Here is a 23,335-nt window from a genome sequence, read left to right as displayed (position 1 = left end):
TCATGAGGAACGGCAAACAGCGCACCGCCATCGTCGCCGGAGGTGCCGGCTTCATCGGATCCCATCTCTGCGACGCCCTGCTCGCGGACGGTTACCGGGTGCTCTGCCTCGACAATTTCCGGACCGGACGGCGGGAGAATCTGCGGCATCTGGCGCGCGACCCGCGCTTCGACATCGTCGACGCGGATGTGATCGCGCCGCCGCCCGCCCCGGTCGCGCGAGGGGCGGTCGACCTGGTCTTCAACCTCGCCTGCGCCGCCTCGCCGCCGCAGTACCAGTCCGACCCCGAGCACACGCTGCTGACCAGCGTGCTGGGCACCCGCAACCTGCTGGCCCTCGCCGAGCGCAAGGGGGCGCGCTTCCTGCTGGCCTCGACCAGCGAGGTCTACGGCGACCCGGAGATCCATCCGCAGGTCGAGAGCTACTGGGGCCATGTCAACCCGACCGGTCCGCGCGCCTGCTACGACGAGGGCAAGCGGGCGGCGGAAAGCCTGGCCTTCGATTTCGAGCGCGCCGGCCGCGCCGAGGTGCGGGTGGCGCGGATCTTCAACACCTACGGGCCTCGGATGCGGGCCGATGACGGGCGGGTGGTGTCGAACGTCATCACCCAGGCGCTGGCCGGCGACGACATCACCGTCTACGGCAGCGGCGAGCAGACCCGCTCCTTCTGCTATGTCGACGACCTCGTCGACGGGCTGATCCGGCTGATGGCCTGCCGGGCGTCGCCGGGAGGTCCGGTCAATCTAGGCAATCCGACCGAGCTGACGGTGCGCGAGCTGGTGACGCGGGTGCTGGCCCTGACCGGCTCGCGGTCCCGCATCGTGCGGCGGCCACTGCCGGTGGATGATCCGCAGCGGCGCCGGCCGGACATCGGGCGGGCGAGGAGCCTTCTCGGCTGGTCGCCCCGGGTGGCGCTGGAGGAGGGCCTGTGCCGGACCATCGCCCATTTCGCCGAGGCCGCGGAGCCGCGCCCCGCGATGGCGATCGGCTTCCGGGCCGTCCGGGAGGGCACGAGGCTGCCGGCCAAGGCGGATGTGGTCACGCCGTGAGCCTCACCGGCCCCTGACCAGATGAAAAACAAGCCCGTCCCACAGGGCGAAGGGGCGGGTTCCCGCACGGCGCAGGCGGAAGCCGGTCGCCGCCGCCAGCTCGGCCAGCTCGCGGCGGTCCGCCACCTCATCGCCGCGATAGGAGTGGTTGAGGATGAGGAGATGGCCGCCGGGCCGCAGCACCCGCGCCGCCTCCTCGACATGGCGCCGCACCAGCGCCGGCCCCGCGAGCACGAGATAGGGGAAGCTGTCGGCGGCCAGGATCGTGTCGATGGTCCCGTCGGCAATGCCGGCCAGGTCCCGCCCCGAGCTGCGGCGGATCTCAACATTCGCCCACCCGGCGCAGCGCCGCTGCGCCTCCTCGACCATGCGGGCCGAGATGTCGAGGCCGACGACCCGCCGAACGCATCCGGCGATCGCCGCGGCGAAACGGCCGATGCCGCAGCCGAGATCCAGCACCGTGTGCTCGGGCTGCAGCAGGCCCCATTCGGCCATCCGCCGCACCACCTCGGCCGTCGCCAGCTCCAGCCGGCCGGCATCGCCGAAGGAATGCAGGGCGACGCTGGCCTCGGGCGAGATCCCAGCTGCGCGATCGAAGGCGCGGGCACAGGCCGCCACGGCCTGGGCCTCGTCTCCCGACACCGCGTCGTGCCGGACCTCGCGCAGCACCGCCTGGATCGTCTCCCAGGCCCGGGGGTGCTCGGCCTGCATCCGCCGCAGCGCCTGCAGGCGCCGCCGGGCCGCGATCTCCCCCGCGGCGAGTGCTTTGTCGACCGCCCCCAGCAGCCGCGCCAGCGCCGGGCCGCTTTCGGCCTGGATCAGCAGCCGGGTCAGCGCCGAGGCGACCGGAAGCTCGCCCGCCAGGCAGTCCCGCAGGGCCGGCCGGAGGGCGTCGGGACAGCCCGCCGCCCGGATCGCGTTGTCGACCGTCACGTCGGAGCCCTTCGGAAGCTGCGGCGGCGGTTCCAGCGATCGACCGCGCCCCAGGCGTATTTGTACGCTTCGCGGCCGCGCAGGAAGTGGAACTCGCGCCTGCCCTCGCGAATCGCCTCCGCGATGGCGTGGCCGATCAGGATCGACCCCGGGCTCTCATAGGCGTAATCCGGATCGAAACCGCCGAGGTAGGCATAGGTCCGGTCACGGCCGAGAAGGCCGTAGAACGCACCGACCACCCGTCCCGCGATCCGCAGCCGGGTAAGCCGGGCCAGATCCGCCCGGATGAGACGGGGCAGCGCCTCTCGGTGGAAGCGCTGCACCGCCCCGCCCCGCAGCAGCCCGGGCTGGCCCTGATCGGCCCAGCGGGCGCCGTGCAGCCGCAGCAGATCGTCGAGGAAGCCGTCCGCCGCCTCCGCGACCGGCTCGACCTCGGCGGCGCCGCGCTTCGCGGCCAGCGTCAGCGCCCGCCGCAGCTGCTTCCGGCGGCGGGTCGGGACGCAGCCCGACAGGTCGTCCGGCCCGGCCAGGTCGAGGGTCGGGCAGGCGCTGTGGCCCGCCGCGGTCTCAGTACAATTACATGGGCAGGGCAGCCGCAGCGCCGCGGCGTCGGGCGGCAGCTCCTCCAGCTCCCACGCCTCCCAGTCGATATCCCCGGCCGCCGCCTCGATCGCCGCAGCCGCCGGTTCGGCGTGGTCCGGGTCGAGCAGGACGTCCAGGTAGTCGGTGGTGCCGAGCCCGAGCAGCAGCAGGCGCCGGCCGAGTGCGCCTTCCTCGACATAGAGCGGCGCCAGGCCGACCAAACGCCCGTCACGCCGGACCGCAATCGCCCGCAGCCGCCCCGGCGCGAAACTGTGCCACCAGGGCAACAGCCAGGCCGGGGACTGGAACGGCGTCGCCGCCGGGCAGCGGGACCACAGCTCCCACCATTCCGGCTCGATCGCGGCCAGGGCCGGTTCCTCCGCCAGCAGCTCGGTGCTCATCCCGAGGCTCGCAGCGCCGGGGCCGGGTCCGCATGCGCCGCCAGCCGGCGGTAGGCCGCGAAGTAGCGCCGCACCATCCGCGCCAGCGAGAAGCGGCGTGTGGCCTCGGCCCGGCATTCCGCCGGGTCGAGATCCGCGGCGGCGCGGATCGCCCGCGCCATCTCCTCCGCGTCGCGGACCAGGAAGCCGGTGCGCCCGTGATCAACGATCTCGGGCAGGGCGCCGTTCGGAAAGGCGACGACCGGCGTGCCGCAGGACAGCGCCTCCATCGCCACCAGCGAGCTGGTCTCCGGGCACAGGCTGGGCACCAGCAGGCAGCGGGCCGCCGCCAGGAAGCGCCGCTTGCGCTGGAGGCCGAGCGGCCCGACGAAACGGTGCCGCGCATCGAGCCGCGGCACCACCTCCTCCTCGAAATAGCGCTCATGTGCCTCATAGCGGAACAGCCGCCCGGCGACGATCAGCGGCATGTCCGCCAGCCGGGTGGCGTCGAGGGCGAAATGGATGCCTTTCTCCGGGCAGATCCGGCCGAGCATCAAGGCGAAGCCGCGCTTGGCGTGCGACAGGTGGCCGTCGCCGATCGAAACGCCGTTCGGGATCGGCGGCAGCAGCCGGGCGCCGGGCGGGGCGTCGCGTCCCTGCGCCTCCGACACGCCGTGCAGCCACAGATCGGGGCGCGACGGCCGCAGCGCCTCGGGGCGATACCAGCCGAGCGGCAGATGCAGGGTGACGAGGGTCGGCCCGTCGGCCGGCAGATAGGCGTCGAAATCGATGCCGTGCAGATGCACGACGTCGACCGGCCAGCGGGACCGGCACTCGGCGATGGCCTGGCGATGCGCCGCCCAGGCGCGCTGCCGCGACGCGTCGTCGAGCGGCCCCAGCTCCGCCGGAATCGGGCACAGCGTGCCGGCGACCTCGGAGCCCTCGCACGCCACCACCAGCGACCGGTGCCCGGCCTCGACCAGGGCGCGGTCGAGCGCGGACAGCACCTGCTCGGCCCCGCCGACCGCATCGGGGCCGACCGGCGCCAGCGGATAGGCGACGTTGAGCACGGTCAGGGCCATGGCGGCGGATCCAGCCCCAGCTCGGCAACGGCAGCGGCGGTGAGGCCGGGCCACTCCGCCCCGGCCAGACCCCAGGGATAGGCATCGTAGTGCAGCCGGCCGCCATTCGGCAGGCGCGAGAAGTCGTAGGCGGGCGCCCGCCGGAACCGTTCGACCCAGTCGGTGAAAGGCGCCAGGGTCCGGCGCTGGGTCTCGTGGCAGGCGATCGTCCGCCGCTTGGCCTCCCAATCCGCCTCCTCCAGCTCGAGGACGACCTCCGGCGACGGCCCGTCCGGCGGGAAGCGCTGCAGCACCGGACCGTCCGGGCCGAGGTGATAGAAGGTCATCTCGGCGACGATGGGCGCAGCCGCCCCCTCCCGCTGCAGCAGGCGGCAGGCGGCATGGACGGCGAAGCAGACGGCGTCGTGGTCCGGGTGGCCGCCCTCATAGGGGTGGGTCAGCACCAGCCGCGTTCCACGCTCCTCGAACCGGCCGGCCAAGGCGCGGGCGATGGCGGCGAGCCGCCGGCATGCCTGCTGGTCCGGAACGCCGAGGCTGAGCAGCATATCGGCCGGAACCCCGGCCACCTCCATCGCCGCTTCGAGCTCACGCCGCCGGGCCACCGCATAGGCCTGCCAGCTGTCGAAGCCGTAGACCCGTGCGTCCTCGAGCCCGCGCGGCGCGCCGTCGGTGACGTGCAGCACGGCGATGCCCGGCAGGCGGCGCAGCTGCCCGCCGATGCCGATGGTCTCGTCGTCGGGATGGGCGACCACCACCATCGCCTCGGCCGGGGCCACCGGGGTCCCGGCCAGGGCGGACAGCAGCGTGGAGGCCGCCGCGCCCATCGCCTCAGCCGAGCGCCATCCGCGCGGCGTGGATCTCGTCCCGGCGCGCCGTGCCGTAGCGGCGGATCATGTCGGCGCAGAAGGCGGCGAACTCCTCCTTCTCCACCGGCGGGCTGGTGTGGTGGGGCATCAGGCCGCGATGCTCCGGCGTGAAGCAGAAGGTGACGGTGACGTCGAAATCGGCCAGCGCCTCCATCTGCCGGTCGAACCAGGCCAGCGCGTCGGGGCGGAAGCTGTCGGCCCAGGACAGACCGGTGCGCAGATAGGTCACGCCGAGCCGCTTCATCCAGGCCACGGCGTCGTCCAGCCGGTGATCCTGGTAGTGGAACCACTGGCACAGGCCCAGCGCCGGGGTGTGCCGGGCGAAGCGCTCCAGCGCCGGCTTGGGCGTGCCGTCCTCGCGCAGCAGGCCCATGTAGAAGTGGCGGTAATAGGACGAGCCCTCCGCCTCCTTGTGCCGGGTCGTCGCCTCCCAGGTGCGGGGCAGGTCGTAGAGGCTGTACCAATGGAGGCGCGGCGACCGGCCGGTCAGGAGCCCGGCGGTGCGGTCGAGGCCCCAGGCCTGCACCTCCTCCGCCCCGAAGCTGGAGACCCCGACCTCGCTGACCCAGACCGGCAGGTCGGTGACGGCGCGGATCTCCTCCAGCTTGTCCGGCCATTCCTGGATCTGCCACAGGTTCCAGTCGAGCGGGAAACCGTGCACAGCGACCGCGTCGACATGGTCGAGCATGCCGCGGGCCTTCATGTTCTCCATGAACACCGGGTCGATCGGCGAGATGCCGCCCAGCACCCTGGTCACGGCCGGGTTCTCGGCGGCGATGGCGTCCGCCGCGGCGACCGCCATGTCGGCGTACAGCGTCCAGTCCGGATCGAGCTCACGGTCCCAATGCGACTTGTTGTTCGGCTCGTTCCAGATCATCGCCGCTTCGATCATGCGCTCCTCCCGCGGTTCGGATAGACGGCGCCCTCGCCCCCCGGCCGGCCGGCGGGACGGCAGAGATAGACCTCGTCCTCGGGATGCCCGACGACGGCGAAGCCGGCGCTGCGCAGCATCGCCTCGACGCAGGCGCGGTTCGGCACCCACCAGTTGGTCGGGTCGTCGGCGTAGCGGTGCTCGATGAAATGCAGCTTCGGGAAATCCGGCCGGTCGAACAGCGCCGCGTCCCAGAACGGATAGTTCGGCTCCAGCGCCGCGACGTCGCCGCTGCCGCGCTGCATCGACTGGAACACCATCAGGTCGCGGACGACGTGCTCGCGCACCAGGTCGAGCGCCAGCAGCGGGTGGCGCAGGTGGTACAGCACGCCCATGAACAGCACGATGTCGAAGCGCTCGCCCAGCGCCGCGACGTCGTAGACCGAGAGGTGCCGGAACTCGATGTCGAGACCGGCGATCTCGGCGGCGAAGCGCGCCTGGGCTAGATAGCTGTCGTCGAAGTCGATGCCGAGCACGCGGTCGGCGCCGCGGCGCTTCATCTCCAGCGAGTAGAAGCCGCCGTTGCAGCCGATGTCGAGCACGGTGCGGCCGGCGAGGTCCCGCGGAATGGCGTCGGCGAAGGCCTGCCATTTCACCGCCGGATAGTCGCCCAGATAATGGTCGGGCGCGGTGGCGATGCCGTCGAGGTCGATATTGTGGAACCACGGGCCGAGCGCCTCGACCCGGCGGCGGATCTCCTCACCGGACAGGCGTCCCATGCCTTCCGCCTCCGTCACTGGTGGTTGCGAGGGGAGCGCCGAACGGGCGGCCCGCCGGCCGGCCGATGGCGATGCGGGCGTCGACTGCGGCCGCCTCGCTGAGCAGCCCGATCGCCGACCGGTAGCCGTTCAGCGTGCCGACATCGACATAGGACAGCCCGGACCTGACGCCGACCGCCCGGCCGCCTTCCGCCAGCCAGGCATTGACCAGCGTGCCGATGTATTCGTCCTCCTGGCTGCGCCGCAGCCACAGCGCGTGCAGCCGCTGCAGCACCGCCCCCGGCATCTTGAAGGCACCCCAGATCCAGCGGCTCTCGGCATCCGCCCGCTTCACCTGGATCTCGCGCACCGAACCGTCCCCGTCGAGCACCACGGCGTCGAAGAATTCGGGGTGGTCGACCGGGAACAGCAGGAAGGACAGGCCGTCCCCCGGCAGGTCGGCGAAGCCGTCCTTCGGGAACCAGACCGTGTCGGGCAGGCCGATCAGCACCGCCTCCTCCGGGCGGATCAGCGGCAGCGCCCTGAAGATCGCGTCACACAGCCCGGCGGGCTGCGGCTGCACCACATAGGCGGCGGCCGCGCCGCCGTAGTCGCTGCCGTAATATTCCAGGATGTCCGATTTCCCCGGGGCGATGACGAAGCAGATCTTGTCCACCCCGGCCTCGATCATGCGCTCGAGCAGATATTCGCTGACGGCGCAGGGCCGCTCCTCGCCGCCGTCGATGCGGCTGCCGACGGGCAGCAGCTCCTTGGAGAAGGCCAAGGGCTGGATCCGGCTGCCGCGTCCCGCGGCGGGCACGATGCCCCACATCGGTCAAGCCTCCATGGCGGTGGGGGTGGCTGCGGCCGGCCGTGCGGCGGCGAGCAGCGCCTCGAGCTCGGCGGCGCGGCGGGCCGAGGTGTGCTCGTCCAGCACCCGCTGGCGGGCGGCGGCGCCGATCCGGCGCAGCTCGGGTTCCGACAGGGCCAGCGCCGCCAGCGCGTCGTCGGTGCCGCGGGCCAGCAGGATCTCCCGGCCGGGGGTGAAGAACTCCTCCAGCCCCGGCCAGGCATCGCTCAGCACCGGGGCGCCGCAGGCCGCGGCCTCGAACAGCCGCCCCGACGGGCACCAGCCCATCCGGGCCATGGCGGCGCGGGTGACGTTCAGGGTCAGCCGCGACGAGGCGTAGAAGGCCGGGTGGTCGCCGGGCGCCAGGTGGCGCAGGAAGAAGATGTTGCCGGTCCAGGGGAAGGCGTCGGGGTATTGCGCGCCGGCGATGACGAAGCGCAGATCGGGCCGCTGCCGCGCCGGCTCGACCAGCAGCGCCTCCAGCGCCGCCTGCCGGTCCGGGGCATAGGTGCCGATATAGGAGAGGTCGCCGGCGAAGTCGGATCGCGGCGCCGCCGGGCGGTGGATGTCCGGATCGACATGGCCGTAGAGCGGCACGGCGATGCGGGCGCCGAGATGGTGGCGCAGCGCGTCCAGCGCGCCGCCGCCGGTGTAGCTGAGGACGAGGTCGAAATCGGCGAGGCCGCGCGGGCCGATATAGGTCAGGGCCTGGCCCTGCCCCAGCCGTTCCAGCGTCACCGGCGTGTCCATGTCGTAGAAGACGTGCAGCGGCCGCGGCGCCGCTAGCACCAGCTCGCTTGCCGCGACCCCGTCCGGGCAGAAGGAGGTGACCATGGCGGCATCCGCCTCCGCCACATGGCGGGCGGCGAGGTCCCGCGCCTGTGCCCAGTCCGGGTACAGCACCAGCTCGCCCCCCTCCAGGGACCAGAGGTCGCGGGCGCCGGCGTAGTAGGGCACGTCGCGCTCGAAGAACACCACCCGCCAGCCGCGGCGCGACAGCGCCCGGATCAGCCCGCGCCAGAGCGTGGCATGGCCGTTGCCCCAGGAGGAGCTGACGGTGAGGCCGAACACGACCAGCTTCATCGCGGCCTCCTAGCCGACGGTCTCGTTCAGGCCCAGGATCTGTGCCCACCCGTCGCCCACCGCAAGGCGGGAGACCGAGGCCGGCGCGATGTCCAGGCGCGGCCAGGCATCGACGTCCAGGCCGAGATGGTGCAGCACCGCCGCCTTGATCACGTCGGCATGGCTGACGAAGACGGCGGCGCGGCCGTCGAAGGACGGGGTCAGGCGCTCCATCAGCCCCAGCACGCGCCGCTGGACGTCCAGCATCGTCTCGCCGCCCGGGGTACGGGTCAGGCTGCGGGTACAGTTCCAGCGCTGCCACAGCGGGTCCTGCTGCAGGGCCGTGAAATCCTGCCCGGACCAGCGGCCGAAATCGATCTCATCCAGCTCCGGCGCCGTCTCCACCGTCAGGGCGGCGGCCACGGCGATCGCCTGGGCGGTCTGCTGCGCCCGCTCACGCGGGCTGGCGAAGATCGCATCGAACCGCTCCAGCCGCAGCCGCTGGGCCAGACGCTCGGCCTGCGCCCGGCCGGCCTCGCCCAGCATCACGCCGGCCGTGCGGCCGGCCAGGAAGCCGCCGAGATTGTCGTGCGCAGCATGGCGCACCAGCAGGAAGACGGCGGTCATGACGGCACCTGCCCGGCGCCATCCCCGGCGATGAAGCGCAGCGTCCGCTCCCGCGCCACGGCGTCGGTGAACTGCTGCGGTGGCGATTTCATGAAGTAGCTGGAGGGGCCGATCAGCGCGCCGCCGATGCCGCGGTCGAGGCCGAGCCGGGCGCAGCGCACCGCATCGATCACGATGCCGGCCGAGTTCGGCGAATCCCAGACCTCCAGCTTCACCTCGGCGTTGAGCGGCACGCCGCCGAAGGTGGTGCCTTCGAGCCGGATATAGGCCCATTTCCGGTCGCTGAGCCAGGGCACGTAGTCGCTAGGGCCGACATGCACGTTCTCGGCGGCCAGCGGGATGTCGAGCTGGCTCATCACCGATTGGGTCTTGGAGATCTTCTTCGATTCCAGCCGCTCGCGCTCGAGCATGTTCTCGAAATCGGTGTTGCCGCCGAAGTTGAGCTGATAGGTGCGGTCCAGCCGCACGCCGCGCTCGCGGAACAGGTTGGTGAGCATGCGGTGGACGATGGTGGCCCCGACCTGGCTCTTGATGTCGTCGCCGATGATGGGCAGGCACCGGTCCTCGAAGCGCTGCCGCCATTCGGGGCGGGAGGCGATGAAGACCGGCATGCAGTTGACGAAGGCGCAGCCCGCCTCCAGCGCCCGCTCGGCATACCATTCGGCGGCGCGCTGCGACCCGACCGGGAGATAGGAGACGAGGACGTCGGTCCGCGTCCGCCGTAGCACCGCGGTGACGTCGGCCACCGGCTCGTCCGATTCCGTGATCCGGTCGCGCAGGTAGCGGCCGAGGCCGTCCAGGGTGTTGCCGCGCTCGACCTTGACGCCGGTCGGCGGCACCTCGGCGAAACGATGTGTGTTGTTCGGCGCGGCGTAGATCGCCTCGGCCACATCCCGCCCGACCTTGCCGGCGGCGACGTCGAAGGCTGAGGCGACTGCGATGTCGCCGACATGGTAGCCGCCGAGCTCGACATTCATCAGGCCGGGCGGGGGCTCGTTGCCGCTGGGGATATCGCGGTAGTAGGTCAGTCCCTGAACAAGGGACGAGGCGCAGTTGCCGACGCCCACGATCCCCAGGCGGATGGGTTTCGAGCTCACGCTTTCGACTCCCCTGCGTTGCGGCACGGGCCGGGGCGGAAAGGGTCGGGCCGGGGCGGAGGCCCAAGGAACGTAAGTTCCTGCAAGGCCAACGGCCCGAGCGGAGAGCCGGTTCCGGCGAAGGTGCGCCGATCGCGAATTCAGCCCGGCCGGACGGTCACCAGACGATGCCGGTCTCGTGGCGGAGATATTCGCGGGCGCGGCCGAGGCGGGAGCGGACGGTCCCGATCGGGATGTGAAGGGCGTGCGCCGCCTCCTCGTAGGAATCGCCGTTGATCGCGACCGCCTCGACCAGCTCACGGTGGCGGCGGTGCAGCCGGTCGATGGCGCTGCCCAGCCGGGCGAGGTCGAGGACGTCGTCCTGGCTTGGCGGCTGCGGTCCGTCGAACTCCTCGGCCGGCACGGCGACCATGCGCCCGCGGCGCTCGAACTGCGACAGGAACACCCGCTTCATCACGACGCAGAGCCAGCCGGCGATGTTGGTGCCCGGCTGCCACAGGTGGAACTTGTTGTAGGCGCGCAACAGGGTGTCCTGCAGCAGGTCTTCCGCATCCGCACGGTTGCGGGTGAGGGAGCGCGCATAGCGCCTGAGCTCGCACAGCACCGGGGCGACAACGGCGGTGAATTCGGCACGATCCGTAGCACGACGTTGGTCCGGCATGGGCCTTCCCCTTTGCGGCATGATCGTCGCCCTCTCGTTCAACGAAACGACTCGGGACGACAATATTCGGAGAGGAACACTAGAACCAACTTGCCTGCGAAAACTTGGTTCCATTATCAAATGATAAGATCGATCTTTGGATAAACAAATGTTCGCCCAGGCAAGGTCAAGACGAAGCCAAGCGCGACTTCTTTATTCGAGCGGAACCGCGATCGACATCCCGCCATTCAGAAGAGGGTCACGCATTGCTCGATGGATCGGAGCGTCATGACAGTCGTCCGCCTGCAGCCTGCCGACCGCCGCCCCCCCGATGCCGCGCATGTGTCCTGCGACCAATGGGGGCGCCCGATGTTCCGCTTCGCGGTCGAGTACCCGCATCTGACGACACCATCCGGCCGCGAACGGGTGTGGACGGCCACGATCTGGGCCTATGACCCGGAGGATGCGGAAGCCCGGCTCGACGCCATCCGCCGGGGCGGCCGGCTGGTCGGCCAGGTGCTCGAAACCGGATCATGGTGACGGACGGAGGGTCCGGTCAGGCCGCCGCCTTGCGCCGGTCCAGGCGCCGGATCGCGTCGGCGAGCGGCCGGGCGGCGTCGTCATAGCCGTCCCAGGCGGCGCCCTTCGCCAAGAGGTCGGACGCGGTGCGCAGGGTATAGCGCTTCGGGTCGAGGCCGCGCCGCACCGCGTCCCAGGTCAGCGGCATCGACACCGTGGCACCCGGCCGGGCCCGCGGCGACAGCGGCGCCACTGCGGTCGACATCCGGTCGTTGCGCAGATAGTCGAGGAAGATCCGGCCCTGGCGCTTGGCCTTGGCCATGTTGATGACATAGCGGTCCGGCGCGTCGCCGGCCATGCGCTGGCAGATCTCCTTGGCGAAGGCCTTCGCTTCCGGCCAGCCCGGCCCGCCGCCGCGGGCGGCGGCGAGCGGGGTCACGACATGCAGTCCCTTGCCGCCGGTGGTCTTGCAGAAGGGGACGAAGCCGACCGACTCCAGCCGCTCCTTCAGCTCCCGCGCCGCCTCGATCACCGCGGCGAAATCGATGCCGGGTCCAGGGTCGAGGTCGAACACCAGCCGGCCCGGCCGGTCGGGCATGCCGGGCCGGCAGTTCCAGGGATGCAGCTCCAATGCGCCGAGCTGCGCCACCGCCGCCAGCGCCTCGATCCGGTCGATCTGGATGTAGGGCTTGCGGTCCCCCGACACCCGGGCGAGGGAGATCAGGCTCGATGTGCCCGGCATGGCGTGGCGCTGGAAGAAGATCTCGCCGCCGATCCCGTCCGGCGCGCGCAGGATCGAGCAGGGGCGGCCCTGGATATGCGGCAGCATCCACGGTCCGACCGCCTCCAGATACAGCGCCAGGTCGTGCTTGGTGACCGGCTCGCCGTCGCCGGCATCGGGCCACAGCGCCTTGTCGGCCTTGGACAGGGCCACGCCCATCACCGTCGCCTTGGCCGCGGCGGCGCGGCGCCGCGCCGGCTTGGCTGCCTCGGCCGGGGCCGGCTCCTGCAGCTCGGTCTCGGCCGCCGGCGCCGGGATCTCGGCCTCGACCTCCTCGGCCGGCTTGTCCTCGCGCAGCCCCTTGAACGAGGCCTGGCGCACCATGCCCGAGCCGGTCCAGCCCGCGAATTCGATCTCGGCCACCAGCTCCGGCCGGGCCCAGTGGACGTTGCGCTCCTTCCGCGGCGCGCCCGGGCCGGTGAAGGGCGAGGTCTCGGCCTCCACCGCCTTCAGCCGCGGCACCAGCCGCGTCACCTTGGCGGCGCCGAAGCCGGTGCCGACCCGGCCGATATAGACCAGGTGGTCGCCGCGCCGGACCCCGACCAGCAGCGAGCGGAAGTGGTTGCCGGTGGTCGACCAGCCGCCGATCACGACCTCATGGCCGCCGCGGCATTTGGCCTTGGTCCAGCGGTCGCTGCGGCCGGGCTGGTAGGCGGCGTCGAGGCGCTTGGAGATGATGCCTTCGAGCTCGAGCCGGCAGGCGGAGCGCAGCACGGCGTCGCCCGGCTCCTCGAAATGCTCGACGTAGCGGATCATGGAGGTGGCGTCGCAGCCCTGCTCCTCCAGCAGCTCGCGCAGCCTCGCCTTGCGCTGCGACAGCGGCTCGGGGCGCCAGTCGCGGTCGCCCTCGAACAGCAGGTCGAAGGCGAAGAAGATCAGGTCGCGGCTGCGCCCTTCCGACAGCGCCACCTGCAGCGCCGCGAAGTCGGGATGGCCGCGCTCGTCCAGCGCCACCGCCTCGCCGTCGATGATGCAGTCGGGCCAGTCCGCCGCCGCATCGGCGATGGCCTGGAAGCGCGCCGTCCAGTCCAGCCCCTTGCGGGTCTTCAGCGTGGCCGCGCCGCCCGCGATCCTGAGCTGCAGGCGGTAGCCGTCGAACTTGATCTCGTGCCCCCAGCCGCCGCCGGCCGGCGGCCGGTCGACAGAGAGGCAGAGCTGCGGCGGGACGAAATCGGGCATCGCCGAGGCGGCGACCCGGGCCTTCCGGCGGCGCGGCGCGAGCGCCTTGGCCGCCGCCTTCTCCGGCTTCGCGGCTGAATCCCAGACGGCGTCCGCCCGGGCCGGCCTGCCGCCGACCCGCATGAACGGCCGCGGCCCGCGGCCCCGCCCGGCGGCGATTTCGGCCATCGACCTGCCGGAGGCGACGGAGCGGTCCTCGGCCAGAACCGCATCGCCGTCCTCGTCGACCGCATGCGCATCGCGATGCTTGATCAGGAGCCAGTTGCTGCGCTTGCCACCCATGCGGTCGCGCTTCAGCCGCACCAGCACCCAGCCGCCCCGCAGGCGCTCGCCATCCAGGGTGAATTTCAGCTCGCCCCTCGCCAGGGCCCGGTCCGGCGGCATGCGGCCCTCCGGCTGCCAGTACCCACGATCCCAGAGCTGGACCGTGCCGCCGCCATATTGGCCCTTCGGGATCGTGCCCTCGAAATCGCCATAGGCCAGCGGATGGTCCTCGACCTCCACCGCCAGGCGCTTGTCATGCGGGTCGAGCGACGGCCCCTTGGTCACCGCCCAGGATTTGAACACGCCGTCGAGCTCGAGCCGCAGGTCGTAGTGCAGGCGGGTGGCGGCATGCTTCTGGATGACGAAGCGCGGCCGGTCCGACGGCACCACGCCGCCGGCTTCGCTGGGCTCGGCGGTGCGGGTGAAGTCGCGCTTGCGCCGATAGGTCGACAGGCTGTCCTTGGCCATCGCCTTCGCCCGGTTGGTCTGCTGCCTTGGTGAAACGATGCCGGCGAAGCGGCGGTTCCGGAAGACCCGCGGCTACAGGGCGGACCAGATGACTTCCTGCACGCCGGGCGCGGCGAACAGCCCCTCGACCGCCGACGGCACGGTCATGTCGTGCGGGTACCCCATCCATCGCAGCTCATAGCTCATGATCCTGGATCGGGTGTCCGGCCGGTATGTGATCGAGCTGGTGGCGATGCGGAAGCCCGCCTTCCGCAGCGCGGCGTCGAGGTCGCCGGAATCGAAGCGGTCGAGATCGACGGTCAGGGTCAGGGTCGCCTTGCGTTCCTGCTTCACCCGGTCTTCGAGCCATTTCAGCCCCGTCAGCACGACCATGCCGATGGCGAAGGCGATGCCGCCCAGGATCAGCTCGCCGGCGCCGAAGCACAGCCCCATCACGGTGACGAACCACAGCGTCGCCGCCGTGGTGACGCCCATCACCAGATCGCCGCGATGCAGGATGGCGCCGCCGCCGATGAAGCCGATGCCGGACAGGATGCCCAGCGGCAGGCGCATCACGTCGAGCTGGGTGAAGGAGTCGCCGGTCTTGCCGGTGGTGGGGAGGAGAAGATTGGCCAGCACCATCGCGAAAGCGGCCGCCAGGCAGACCAGCAGATGCGTGCGCAGCCCCGCCGGACGGCCATGGGTGCCGCGGTTCCAGCCGATGGCCGCGCCGGCCAGGGCGGCGAAAGCAAGCCGTAGCAGGAGGTCGGGCCAGGTCGGGAACAGCGGCATGGTCGAAGCCCTCACGGGCGGCGCCAAAGCGATGTGGAGCGCCCGCGCGGATTCAACATCGCGGCCCGGCCGGCGTTCCGCCGCCGGCGGCCGGGCAGGAACCCGTCGCCGATTGCGGCCGTTCCGTCAAAGGAACCGACCGATCGGCGACGAGGACGGCATGGCGCCCCGCGCGAACTGGAAAGGCACGCTGAAGCTGGGCTTCCTCACCTGCCCGGTGGCGCTGTACACGGCCGTCGGCGAGGGCGAGGAGATCCATTTCAACATGGTCAACCGCCGCACCGGCCATCGGCTGCGGCGCCTGTTCGTCGATTCCGAGACCGGCGAGCCGGTGGAGCGCGAGCATCAGGTGAAAGGCTATCCGGTGGATGCCGACCGCCACATCGTGCTGACCGAAGAGGAGATCGAGGCCGCGATCCCCGACGGCAGCAAGACGATCGAGATCGAGGCCTTCGTCCCGCGCGACCAGGTCGACCGCGTCGCCATCGACCGGCCCTACTTCCTGGCCCCGACCGATGCGGTGGCGGCGGACGCTTTCGCGGTGATCCGGGCGGGCTGCGAGAAGGCCGGGATGGTGGCGATCGGCCGCACCGTGCTGTTCCGGCGCGACCGGGTGCTGATGCTGTGCCCGGAAGGGCCGGGCTTCCTGGCCAATCTGCTGCATTTCGAATACGAGATGCGCGACGAGGACCAGGCCTTCGCCGAGATCCCGGAGCTCAGGATCGCCGGCGAGATGATGGACTTAGCCAAGCACATCATCGGCCAGAAGATGGGCAGCTTCGACCCCGCGCGCTTCGAGGACCGGTACGAGGCCGCGCTGATGGAGCTGATCCAGGCCAAGCAGCGGGGCGAGGCGATCAAGCCGCCGCCGGCGCCGAAGCGCGGCCAGGTGGTCGATCTGATGGCCGCCCTGCGGGAGAGCGCCGGCGTCTCCCCGGCGAAGGGAAGGGCCGCGCCGAAGGGCGGGACCGCAGCCAAGGGCCGGGCGAAGACCGGCACCAAGCGCAAGGCGGCGCCGGGCGCTCGTACGGCACGCCGGAAGGCCGGCTGATCACCGTTTTCGCTTCTCGGACTCCAGGCTCTTGCGCAGGGCGGCCATCAGGTCGATCACCTTGCCCGTCTCCTCCCTGGCTTCCGGCTTAGGCGCCTCGACCTTCCGGCCCTTCTTCTTGCGGGCGATGATCTTCTGCAGCGCGGCCTGGACCCGGTCGCCGAGCAGTTCCTCGCTCCAGTCGGTCCGCCGCTCCTCGATCAGCGACAGGGCCAGCTTCATCGCGTCCTTCGGCGGCTCGACCGCCTCGATGCCGCCGAACACGGCGGCCTCGTCCCGCACCTCGTCGGCCTGGCGCAGGGTCCAGACCACCATGCCCAGGCCGCGCGGCTCGATCATGATCGGCCGCTCGCGGCGATACAGCACCAGCTTCGACAGGCCGACGGTCTTCGTCGCCGCCATCGCCTCGCGGATCACGCTGAACGCCTCGACGCCGACCGGTTCGCTCGGCACCAGGTAGTGCGGCCGCTCGCGCCAGACCAGACCGACCGATGCGCGCGGCACGAAGCTCTCGATATCGATCGTCCGGGTCGTCTCCAGCGCGACCGCGGCGAATTCCTCGTCGGTCAGGATGACGTAGTCGTCCTCGCCGACCGGATAGCCGCGCACCCGGTCATTGTCGGCCACCGGCTTGCCGGAGACCGAGTCGACATACTGGCTGACCACGCGGTTGCCGGTCGCCTCGTTCAGCGTGTGGAAGCGCACCCGCTCCGCCTGGGTGACGGCCGGCATCATCTCCACCGGGCAGGTCACCAGGCTGAGCTTGAGGTAGCCCGACCAGAAGCTGCGCGCCGCCATCGGCCGTCTCCACGACGGTTTCTCCTGCCGAAGAAAGCGGCGCGGCCGAGCGGCAGTTCCCTGCCGACCCGGCCGGGTCGGCGTGCGGCCCCTACTTCGCCTTCCGGCCGCGCGCCGACTTCGCCGGCTGCGGCGCCGGCGCTGGCGCTTCCGCCGGGCGGCGGGTGCCGAGGCCGATGCTCTTCGCCAGCGTGCTGCGCTGCTTGGCGTAGTTCGGCGCGACCATCGGATAGTCGGCCGGCAGACCCCAGCGCTCGCGGTACTCGTCGGGGGTCATGTTGTACGCCGCCTGCAGATGCCGCTTCAGCATCTTCAGCTTCTTGCCGTCTTCGAGGCAGACGATGTAGTCGGGCGTCACCGATTTGCGGATCGGCACCGCCGGTTCCGGCCGGGTCGGCGCCGGCGTCGACGGCTTGCCCAGGCCGGTCAGCGCGCCGTAGACCTGCTCGATCAGCGCCGGCAGGTCGCTGGGCGCGACGCTGTTGTGCGAGACGTGGGCGGCCACGATCTGAACGGTGTGCTTGCGCGTCTCATCTGTCGAAATCGGCTTCAAATCATCGGCGACGTCTGCACCCATAAAAACTCTCCCTGTGGATGGATTGGAAATAGATATCGCATTTCGGCGACAGGTCCAGACTTATTTGAACAAGTCGAGACCGCTGGCATCCGAAGACTTTCGCCAGAATGCATCGCGGCGGCATCGTGGAAGGATGGGGACTGCGACGCCATGGCCCGCGCAGCCGGGCTGGCCGTCGCCCCAAACCCGGTTACAATCGCCCCGGCTCGCTCGCGACGACAGGATCCCGATCGATGGCGCAGCACGGTCAATTCCCGGGTTTCCGGCGCACCGCCGGCCTCGCCGCCGCCCTCTGGCTCGGTCTCCTGTCCGCGGCCCGTGCGGAGCCGACCTTCACCGATCCCTGGCCCGCGGTCGGCGACGCCGCCGGGCGGATCGTGGCGGTGCCGAGCCGCAGCCCCTTCGCCCCGACCGATATCGGCCCCGACGCCCCGACCACCCAGGCGCGCGTCACCTATTACCCGCCCGCCGGCGCCGACGCGGCGCACAAGGCCCCGGCCGTGGTGCTGCTGCACGGCGCCGCCGGCGTCGACGAGAACCGCGAGCCGACCTATGCCCGGCAGTTGGCGGCGATGGGCATCGGCGCCGCCGTGGTCGACGTGTTCGGGGCGCGGCGCGACCTGGCCACCAGCTTCACCGACCGGGTGATCCAGATCACCGAGACCATGGCGCTCGCCGACGCCTACGCCACCCTGGCCTGGCTGAAGGCGCGGCCGGAGATCGACGGCAGCCGGGTCGCGGTCTGGGGCTTCTCCTACGGCGCCATGGCCAGCGTCGTCGCCGCCAATGCCGCGATCGCCGACCGGCTGGCCGCGCTGTACGATCTGGGCGACACCCGCTTCGCCGCCCATGTCGCCTTCTACGGGCCCTGCATCATCGATTTCGAGGAGCCGCGCACCACCGGCGCGCCGGTGCTGATGGCCTGGGGCGACGGCGACGCCATCATGGATCCGGAGCGCTGCCAGACCACCGCGGCGGCGCTGCGCCAGGGCGGGTCGCGGGTCCAGACCATCGTCTATCCCGGCGCCGTGCACCAATGGGACGGCAGCAGGCCCGGACCGCGGCCGATCGGACGGCTGCTGAACGACTGCGCCTTTCACGTGGAGCGCGACCTGACGGTGCGCGACGGCAGTCTCGGCATCGCTATGGCGGGGTCCTTCACCCGCAAGCTGATCCTGGCCAACTGCGTCGGCAGCGAGGGCTATCTGATCGGCCGCGACGATGCGGTGCGGGCGCGGTCGGACCGCGACGTGGCCGCCTTCCTGTCGGCCGCCTTCGGGCTGGCCGGCCGCAGCTGACCTATGATGTCCGGCCTGCGCCGGTTCATGGCTGCCCTGGCGCCGCTGGTGCCGGCGCTGCGCGCCCTGGCGCCGCGGCCGGTGACGGCCGCGGAGCGGCTGGCCGCCTTCCCGACCCGCGGCCTGCCCCTGGCGCGGCCGGTCGAGATCCGCTGGAACGCCCACCAGATCCCCTTCATCGAGGCGGAGACCGATGGCGACCTGGCGGTGGCGCTGGGCCTGGTCCACGCCCATCTGCGCGGTGGCCAGATCGCGCTGATGAAGCGGGTGGCGCAGGGCCGGCTGTCGGAGATCGCCGGTCCGGTGGCGCGCGACATCGACCATGCGCTGCGCATCCTCGATTACGGCCACGCCGCCGACACGGCGATCGACCGGATGCCGGCCGACAGCCGGACCTTCGCCGAGGCCTTCGTCACCGGGGTGAACGCCTATCACGCGCTGGAGCGGGCGCCGCCGCCGGAATTCCCGCTCTTGGGGCTGCGGCACGAGCCCTACACGCTGCGCGACATGTGGACGATCGGCCGGCTGGCCGGCAGCGACATCAACTGGGTGGCCTATTTCGGCCTGCTGCGTGAGCGCGGCAAGCCCGGCTTCGCCGAGGCCTGGGCCCGTACCCTGAAGGCCGGCGCCAACGCCGCCACCAGCTTCCCGACGGACGGACGGCAGGCGGCGCTGGCGACGCTGCTGACCGCTACCGGCCGGAGCGGCAGCAACAGCGTCGCCGTGGCGGCATCGCGCAGCGCCACCGGCGGGGCAATGATCGCCAGCGACCCGCACCTGTCGCTGTCGCTGCCCAATCTCTGGGTCGCCGCCGGGATGCGCTCGCCCGGCTTCCACATGGCCGGGCTGATGGTGCCGGGGCTGCCCTTCGTCGCGGTCGGCCGCAGCCCGCACATCGCCTGGGGCGGCACCAACATGCGGGCGGCGTCGAGCGATCTGTACGACGTCAGGGCGCTGCCGGCGGAGGAGATCGAGGCGCGCGAGACGGTGATCCGCGCCCGTTTCTGGCGGCCGGTCCGGCGCCGGATGCGGCGCAGCCGCTTCGGCCCGATCGTCAGCGATGCCAAGGTGACGCGCAGCCGGCCGGGCGACACGATCGCCCTGCGCTGGATCGGGCACGAGCCGACCGACGAGATCACCGCCCTGCTGCGCGCCAGCCGCGCCACCGCACCGGAAGAGTTCCGCGCCGCCTTCGCCGGGTTCGGCGTCTCGGCCCAGAACATGCTGGTGGCGGGGGCGGACGGGCGGATCGGCCAGTTCATGGCCGCGACGCTGCCGGTGCGCACCCGCTTCCCGCCGGCGGACCCGGTGCTGGATGCAAGCGATCCCGACACCCATTGGCAGGGTCTGGTCGACGCCCCGGCCCTGCCCTGGGCGGCCGACCCGCCGGACGGGGTGCTGGCCACCGCCAACAACCGGCCGACCGACACGGCGCTGCCGGTCGGGTTCTTCTTCTCCGCCGATGAGCGGGTGCGGCGGCTCTATACCGTCCTGCGTGGCAAGGAACGGCTGACGACCGACGATCTGGTCGCGCTGCAGGCCGATACGGTGTCGCCGGATGCCGGCGCCCTGGCGCGGCGTCTGGTGGAGACGATCCGGCAGGCGGGGCTGGGCGGCGAGCAGGCGGCCTTCCTCGACCGCCTGACCGGATGGGACGGCGACTATGCCGACGATTCGACCGGCGCCCCGGCCTTCGAGGCGCTGCTGTACCATCTGGTGCCGCGGGTCTACGGCGTCGAGTCGATCGACGCCATGCCGCGGCTGATGGCGCAGTGGAACGCGATCACCGCCTTCCTGGCCGACGACCTGGCGGCGCTGGCGCCCGACCGGCGCCGCAAGGCGCTGGCCGAAGCGGTCGGCCTTGCCGCGATCGATGCCGCCCCGATCACCACCTGGGGCGAAATGCACCGGATGCGGGTGGCGCATATCCTGGCCAACCTGCCGGTGCTGGGGCGCTTTTTCGTGCTCGGCGAATACCCGACCGGCGGGTCGCGCGAGACGCCGATGAAGGCGGCGCACGGGCTGGTGCGCGGCCGGCACGTTGCGACTTACGGCTCGATGGCCCGGCACATCGCCGACATGTCCGACCCGGATGCCAGCTGGGTCACGCTGTTCGGCGGCCAGGACGGCTGGCTGGGCAGCGAAGGCCTGACCGACCAGATTGCGCTGTGGCGCGAGCGCCGATCGATCCGGCTGCCGCTGCGGCCCGAGACGGTGACGCGGGAGTTCCCGATCCTCATGCGCCTCTCGCCCTCATGATCGACGCCACCCCGGCCTTCCGGCTGGCTGCGGCGCTGCGGCGCCGGCGGCTGCGAGGGCTGGATCCGGTCGAGAGCCAGCGCCGGACCCTGCTGCGGCTGCTGCGCCGGGCCGCCGGCACGCGCTTCGGCCGCGACCACGGCTTCGACCGCATCGCCGATGTCACGGCATTCCAGGCGGCCGTGCCTCCGCGCCGCTACGAGGAGATGTGGCGAGACTATTGGCAGCCCGCCTTCCCGGTGCTGCAGGACGTGTCCTGGCCCGGCCGGGTCCCGTTCTTCGCCGTCACCTCCGGCACCAGCAGCGGCCGCAGCAAATACATCCCGGTGACCGACGCGATGCGCCGGTCCACCGTCCGCGCCGCCTTCGACCTGACTGCCTGGCATCTCGGGGCCAAGCCGCACAGCCGGATGTTCGGCGGCCGCAGCCTGATGCTGGGCGGCAGCACGTCGCTGACCGAGGAGGCGCCGGGGGTGTTCAGCGGCGACCTCAGCGGCATCGCCGCCCGCACCCTGCCGGTCTGGGCGCGGCCCTTCGTCTTCCCGGGGCCGGAACTGGCCTTGCTGACCGATTGGGAGGAGAAGCTGGACCGCATCGCCCGCGGCTCGCTCGAGCTGCCGATCCGCTGCGTCACCGGCACCACCAGCTGGCTCTTGATCCTGCTGCAGCGGGTGCGCGAGCTGCGCCGCGCCCGCGGCGATGCCCCCGACCCGCCCTACCCCTCGCTCGACCTGCTGGTGCCCGGCGGCGTCGCGCTGGCGCCCTACCGACCGCGGCTGGAGCGGCTGATCGCCGGCACCGGGGCCGAGATCCGCGAGGGCTATGCCGCCAGCGAGGGCTTCATCGCGGTGCAGGATGCGGGGCCGGAGGACGGGCTGCGGCTCTGCCTCGACCACGGGCTGTTCCTGGAGTTCGTGCCGGTCGAGGAGCTGGAGTCGCCCCGGCCGACCCGGCACTGGATCGCCGATGCCGAGCCGGGGGTGAACTATGCGGTCGTGGTGACCACCTGCGCCGGCGCCTGGGCCTATGTGCTGGGCGACACCGTACGCCTGGTCGGCCGCGACCCGCCGCGGCTGCTGGTCACCGGCCGCATCAGCTACGGCCTGTCGGCTTTCGGCGAACATCTGATCGCCGAGGAGGTGGAACACGCCGCCGCCGACGCGGCCGCCGCGATCGGCGCCGACATCGCCGATTTCGCGGTGACGCCGGTGTTCCCGGACGAGGCCGCGCCGGTCGGCCGGCACCGCTGGTTCGTCGAATTCGCGGCGATGCCGGACGAGGCCGCGGTCGCCCGCTTCGCCGCGACGCTCGATGCCCGGCTGTCGGCCCTGAACGACGACTACGCCGCCCACCGCGCCGGCGGCACCGGCATGGGCGCGCCGGAGGTGGTGGCGGTGCCGCCCGGCCGCTTCGCCGACTGGATGAAGGCGCGCGGCCGCCTGGGCGGCCAGAACAAGGTGCCGCGGACGATCGCCGACCCGGAGCTGGCGGCCGAGCTGGCCGCATTCATGGTGAGGGAGCAATAGGGTCAGCGCCCGGATCGACCGATTGCCCCTGTCTGCGCCAGGTCGCCGGAGGCACCCCGAATTCCCGCTTGAAGGCGCGGATGAACGCCGCCTCCGCCTCGTACCCGACCTCATAGGCGATCTGCGCGATCGGCTTGCGTCCCTCGCGCAGCTTGTCCTTGGCGGCCTGCATGCGCCAGAAGGTGAGATACCGCTTCGGCGGCATGCCTACGAGCGCCGTGAAGCGATCGGCGAAGGCCGAGCGGGAGAGCGCGACGTGTCTCGCCAGGCTCTCCGCCGTGCACCGTCGGTCGATGCTGCCGTGCACCAGGGCCAGCGCCCGCCCGACGACCGGGTCCCGGATGCCGGCGAGCCAGCCTCTCTGCTCGGCCGGGAGTCCCGCCGCGTAGCAGCGCACCGCCTCGACGAACATCAGCTCCGAAAGCCTGGACACCACCGTCGAGGTTCCGATCGCCCCCTGCTGCAGGCCCTGAATGGCGAACCGAAGCGAGGATTCGATCCACTCGCTCGATCTCGCCCGGCCCATATCCACCGTCAGGATGCGGGGAAGCGTCGCGATCAGCGGGTTCCGGTCCTGGTCACTGCCGAGAAAGCCGCAGATGATGCGGGTGACCTCGCCCCCGCCGCCGTGGACGATTTGCAGGAGCCCGCCCGGATCCCCGGCCTGGATGAGCTCATGGGCGTAGATCGGCCTGAGGCCCATCGAGCCCATCGAGCTGCACAGGACATGCGGATCGTTGCGAGGAAGCAGCACCGTCTCGCCGGCGCAGACCTCCACCGGGCTCTGTCCCTCGAGCCCCACGAGCATCCGGCCTTCCACGACGTAGTGATAGGCGATCACCTGCAGGGGAGGATTGGCGAGGGACGGCTGGCAATCCTCGGGATCGACCTTGGACAGGACGCACCAGGGCGCGGTGAAGCGTGCCTCGAGGAACATGCCCCCGGTCAGCCGCACGGCCCGAAGCACCTCCGACAGCGGGTCGGTGCCGGCCGGACGGTCAATTGATCCGGCGGGTCGATCATTCACCCCGGGCGATCCGCGCTTCA

General features: G+C 71.6%; 22 protein-coding genes. 6 read left to right on the top strand and 16 right to left on the bottom strand.

What is annotated here, in order from left to right; all coding sequences use genetic code 11:
- Positions 1 to 2 precede the first annotated feature (2 nt).
- Positions 3 to 1,049, top strand: coding sequence for a UDP-glucuronic acid decarboxylase family protein (locus KXR53_RS27835; RefSeq protein WP_437378565.1), 1,047 nt, complete (start codon positions 3 to 5; stop codon positions 1,047 to 1,049).
- 3 nt (positions 1,050 to 1,052) lie between these two features.
- On the opposite strand, the gene KXR53_RS27830 is transcribed toward KXR53_RS27835, so the two are convergent.
- The 11 genes from KXR53_RS27830 to KXR53_RS27780 form a co-directional block, all read right to left on the bottom strand.
- Complete coding sequence (locus KXR53_RS27830) at positions 1,053 to 1,982, bottom strand: class I SAM-dependent methyltransferase (RefSeq protein ID WP_437378564.1); 930 nt, start codon at positions 1,980 to 1,982, stop codon at positions 1,053 to 1,055.
- Entirely contained in the window at positions 1,979 to 2,965 is a 987-nt protein-coding gene (locus KXR53_RS27825) for a GNAT family N-acetyltransferase (RefSeq protein WP_437378563.1), read from the bottom strand. Before KXR53_RS27825 ends, KXR53_RS27830 begins: the two co-directional genes overlap by 4 nt.
- Entirely contained in the window at positions 2,962 to 4,026 is a 1,065-nt protein-coding gene (locus KXR53_RS27820; protein ID WP_437378562.1) for a glycosyltransferase family 4 protein, read from the bottom strand. Before KXR53_RS27820 ends, KXR53_RS27825 begins: the two co-directional genes overlap by 4 nt.
- Entirely contained in the window at positions 4,017 to 4,850 is an 834-nt protein-coding gene (locus KXR53_RS27815) for a PIG-L deacetylase family protein (protein WP_437378561.1), read from the bottom strand. The genes KXR53_RS27820 and KXR53_RS27815 overlap by 10 nt, the downstream gene beginning before the upstream one ends.
- 4 nt (positions 4,851 to 4,854) lie before the next feature.
- The gene (locus KXR53_RS27810; RefSeq protein WP_437378560.1) at positions 4,855 to 5,784 is read right to left on the bottom strand and encodes a beta-xylosidase; all 930 of its coding nucleotides are present in this window, start codon (positions 5,782 to 5,784) and stop codon (positions 4,855 to 4,857) included.
- Positions 5,781 to 6,542: a TIGR04290 family methyltransferase gene (locus KXR53_RS27805; RefSeq protein WP_437378559.1), complete on the bottom strand. Its 762-nt coding sequence runs from the start codon at positions 6,540 to 6,542 to the stop codon at positions 5,781 to 5,783. Before KXR53_RS27805 ends, KXR53_RS27810 begins: the two co-directional genes overlap by 4 nt.
- On the bottom strand, positions 6,523 to 7,353 hold the full coding sequence (locus tag KXR53_RS27800) for a nucleotidyltransferase family protein (protein ID WP_437378558.1): 831 nt from the start codon (positions 7,351 to 7,353) through the stop codon (positions 6,523 to 6,525). The genes KXR53_RS27805 and KXR53_RS27800 overlap by 20 nt, the downstream gene beginning before the upstream one ends.
- Positions 7,354 to 7,356: 3 nt before the next feature.
- Positions 7,357 to 8,454 carry a CgeB family protein gene (locus KXR53_RS27795; protein ID WP_437378557.1) on the bottom strand — a complete coding sequence of 366 codons (1,098 nt, stop codon included), beginning with the start codon at positions 8,452 to 8,454 and terminating at the stop codon, positions 7,357 to 7,359.
- Positions 8,455 to 8,463: 9 nt separating this feature from the next.
- Positions 8,464 to 9,060: a histidine phosphatase family protein gene (locus tag KXR53_RS27790; protein WP_437378556.1), complete on the bottom strand. Its 597-nt coding sequence runs from the start codon at positions 9,058 to 9,060 to the stop codon at positions 8,464 to 8,466.
- Positions 9,057 to 10,157: an inositol-3-phosphate synthase gene (locus KXR53_RS27785; protein ID WP_437378555.1), complete on the bottom strand. Its 1,101-nt coding sequence runs from the start codon at positions 10,155 to 10,157 to the stop codon at positions 9,057 to 9,059. The genes KXR53_RS27790 and KXR53_RS27785 overlap by 4 nt, the downstream gene beginning before the upstream one ends.
- Before the next feature lie 157 nt (positions 10,158 to 10,314).
- Positions 10,315 to 10,818, bottom strand: a complete 504-nt coding sequence (locus tag KXR53_RS27780) for a sigma-70 family RNA polymerase sigma factor (protein WP_437378554.1) — start codon at positions 10,816 to 10,818, stop codon at positions 10,315 to 10,317.
- Positions 10,819 to 11,085: 267 nt separating this feature from the next.
- Between KXR53_RS27780 and KXR53_RS27775 the strand changes: the two genes are divergently transcribed.
- A complete protein-coding gene (locus KXR53_RS27775; RefSeq protein ID WP_437378553.1) occupies positions 11,086 to 11,337 on the top strand; it encodes a hypothetical protein in 252 nt (83 codons plus the stop codon).
- Positions 11,338 to 11,353: 16 nt separating this feature from the next.
- Here the strand turns inward: KXR53_RS27775 and ligD are convergent, their stop codons facing one another.
- Together ligD and KXR53_RS27765 are read right to left on the bottom strand one after the other, a co-directional pair.
- A complete protein-coding gene (ligD, locus tag KXR53_RS27770) occupies positions 11,354 to 14,008 on the bottom strand; it encodes a DNA ligase D (RefSeq protein ID WP_437378552.1) in 2,655 nt (884 codons plus the stop codon).
- A gap of 72 nt (positions 14,009 to 14,080) precedes the next feature.
- Complete coding sequence (locus tag KXR53_RS27765) at positions 14,081 to 14,779, bottom strand: MgtC/SapB family protein (RefSeq protein WP_437378551.1); 699 nt, start codon at positions 14,777 to 14,779, stop codon at positions 14,081 to 14,083.
- A 160-nt stretch (positions 14,780 to 14,939) separates the two neighbouring features.
- On the opposite strand from KXR53_RS27765, the gene KXR53_RS27760 reads away from it, so the two are divergent.
- Positions 14,940 to 15,830 carry a Ku protein gene (locus KXR53_RS27760; protein ID WP_437378550.1) on the top strand — a complete coding sequence of 297 codons (891 nt, stop codon included), beginning with the start codon at positions 14,940 to 14,942 and terminating at the stop codon, positions 15,828 to 15,830.
- Here KXR53_RS27760 and KXR53_RS27755 read toward each other — a convergent pair whose 3' ends face one another.
- Together KXR53_RS27755 and KXR53_RS27750 are read right to left on the bottom strand one after the other, a co-directional pair.
- Positions 15,831 to 16,628, bottom strand: a complete 798-nt coding sequence (locus KXR53_RS27755) for a Ku protein (RefSeq protein ID WP_437378549.1) — start codon at positions 16,626 to 16,628, stop codon at positions 15,831 to 15,833.
- A 91-nt stretch (positions 16,629 to 16,719) separates the two neighbouring features.
- The gene (locus KXR53_RS27750) at positions 16,720 to 17,205 is read right to left on the bottom strand and encodes a MucR family transcriptional regulator (RefSeq protein WP_437378548.1); all 486 of its coding nucleotides are present in this window, start codon (positions 17,203 to 17,205) and stop codon (positions 16,720 to 16,722) included.
- Between the two features lie 233 nt (positions 17,206 to 17,438).
- Between KXR53_RS27750 and KXR53_RS27745 the strand changes: the two genes are divergently transcribed.
- The 3 genes from KXR53_RS27745 to KXR53_RS27735 are packed head-to-tail and all read left to right on the top strand — an operon-like array spanning position 17,439 to position 22,288.
- Positions 17,439 to 18,503: a dienelactone hydrolase family protein gene (locus KXR53_RS27745; RefSeq protein WP_437378547.1), complete on the top strand. Its 1,065-nt coding sequence runs from the start codon at positions 17,439 to 17,441 to the stop codon at positions 18,501 to 18,503.
- A 3-nt stretch (positions 18,504 to 18,506) separates the two neighbouring features.
- Entirely contained in the window at positions 18,507 to 20,762 is a 2,256-nt protein-coding gene (locus tag KXR53_RS27740) for a penicillin acylase family protein (protein ID WP_437378546.1), read from the top strand.
- Positions 20,759 to 22,288 (top strand): GH3 family domain-containing protein, encoded by a 1,530-nt coding sequence (locus tag KXR53_RS27735; protein ID WP_437378545.1) that lies wholly within the window; start codon positions 20,759 to 20,761, stop codon positions 22,286 to 22,288. The genes KXR53_RS27740 and KXR53_RS27735 overlap by 4 nt, the downstream gene beginning before the upstream one ends.
- Here the strand turns inward: KXR53_RS27735 and KXR53_RS27730 are convergent.
- Complete coding sequence (locus tag KXR53_RS27730; protein WP_437378544.1) at positions 22,269 to 23,315, bottom strand: AraC family transcriptional regulator; 1,047 nt, start codon at positions 23,313 to 23,315, stop codon at positions 22,269 to 22,271. The genes KXR53_RS27735 and KXR53_RS27730 overlap by 20 nt on opposite strands.
- Positions 23,316 to 23,335 lie beyond the last annotated feature (20 nt).

This window comes from Inquilinus limosus (genome assembly GCF_051487185.1).
Taxonomy (GTDB): Bacteria; Pseudomonadota; Alphaproteobacteria; order DSM-16000; family Inquilinaceae; genus Inquilinus; species Inquilinus limosus_F.
This window is presented reverse-complemented; position numbering and strand designations above follow the sequence as displayed.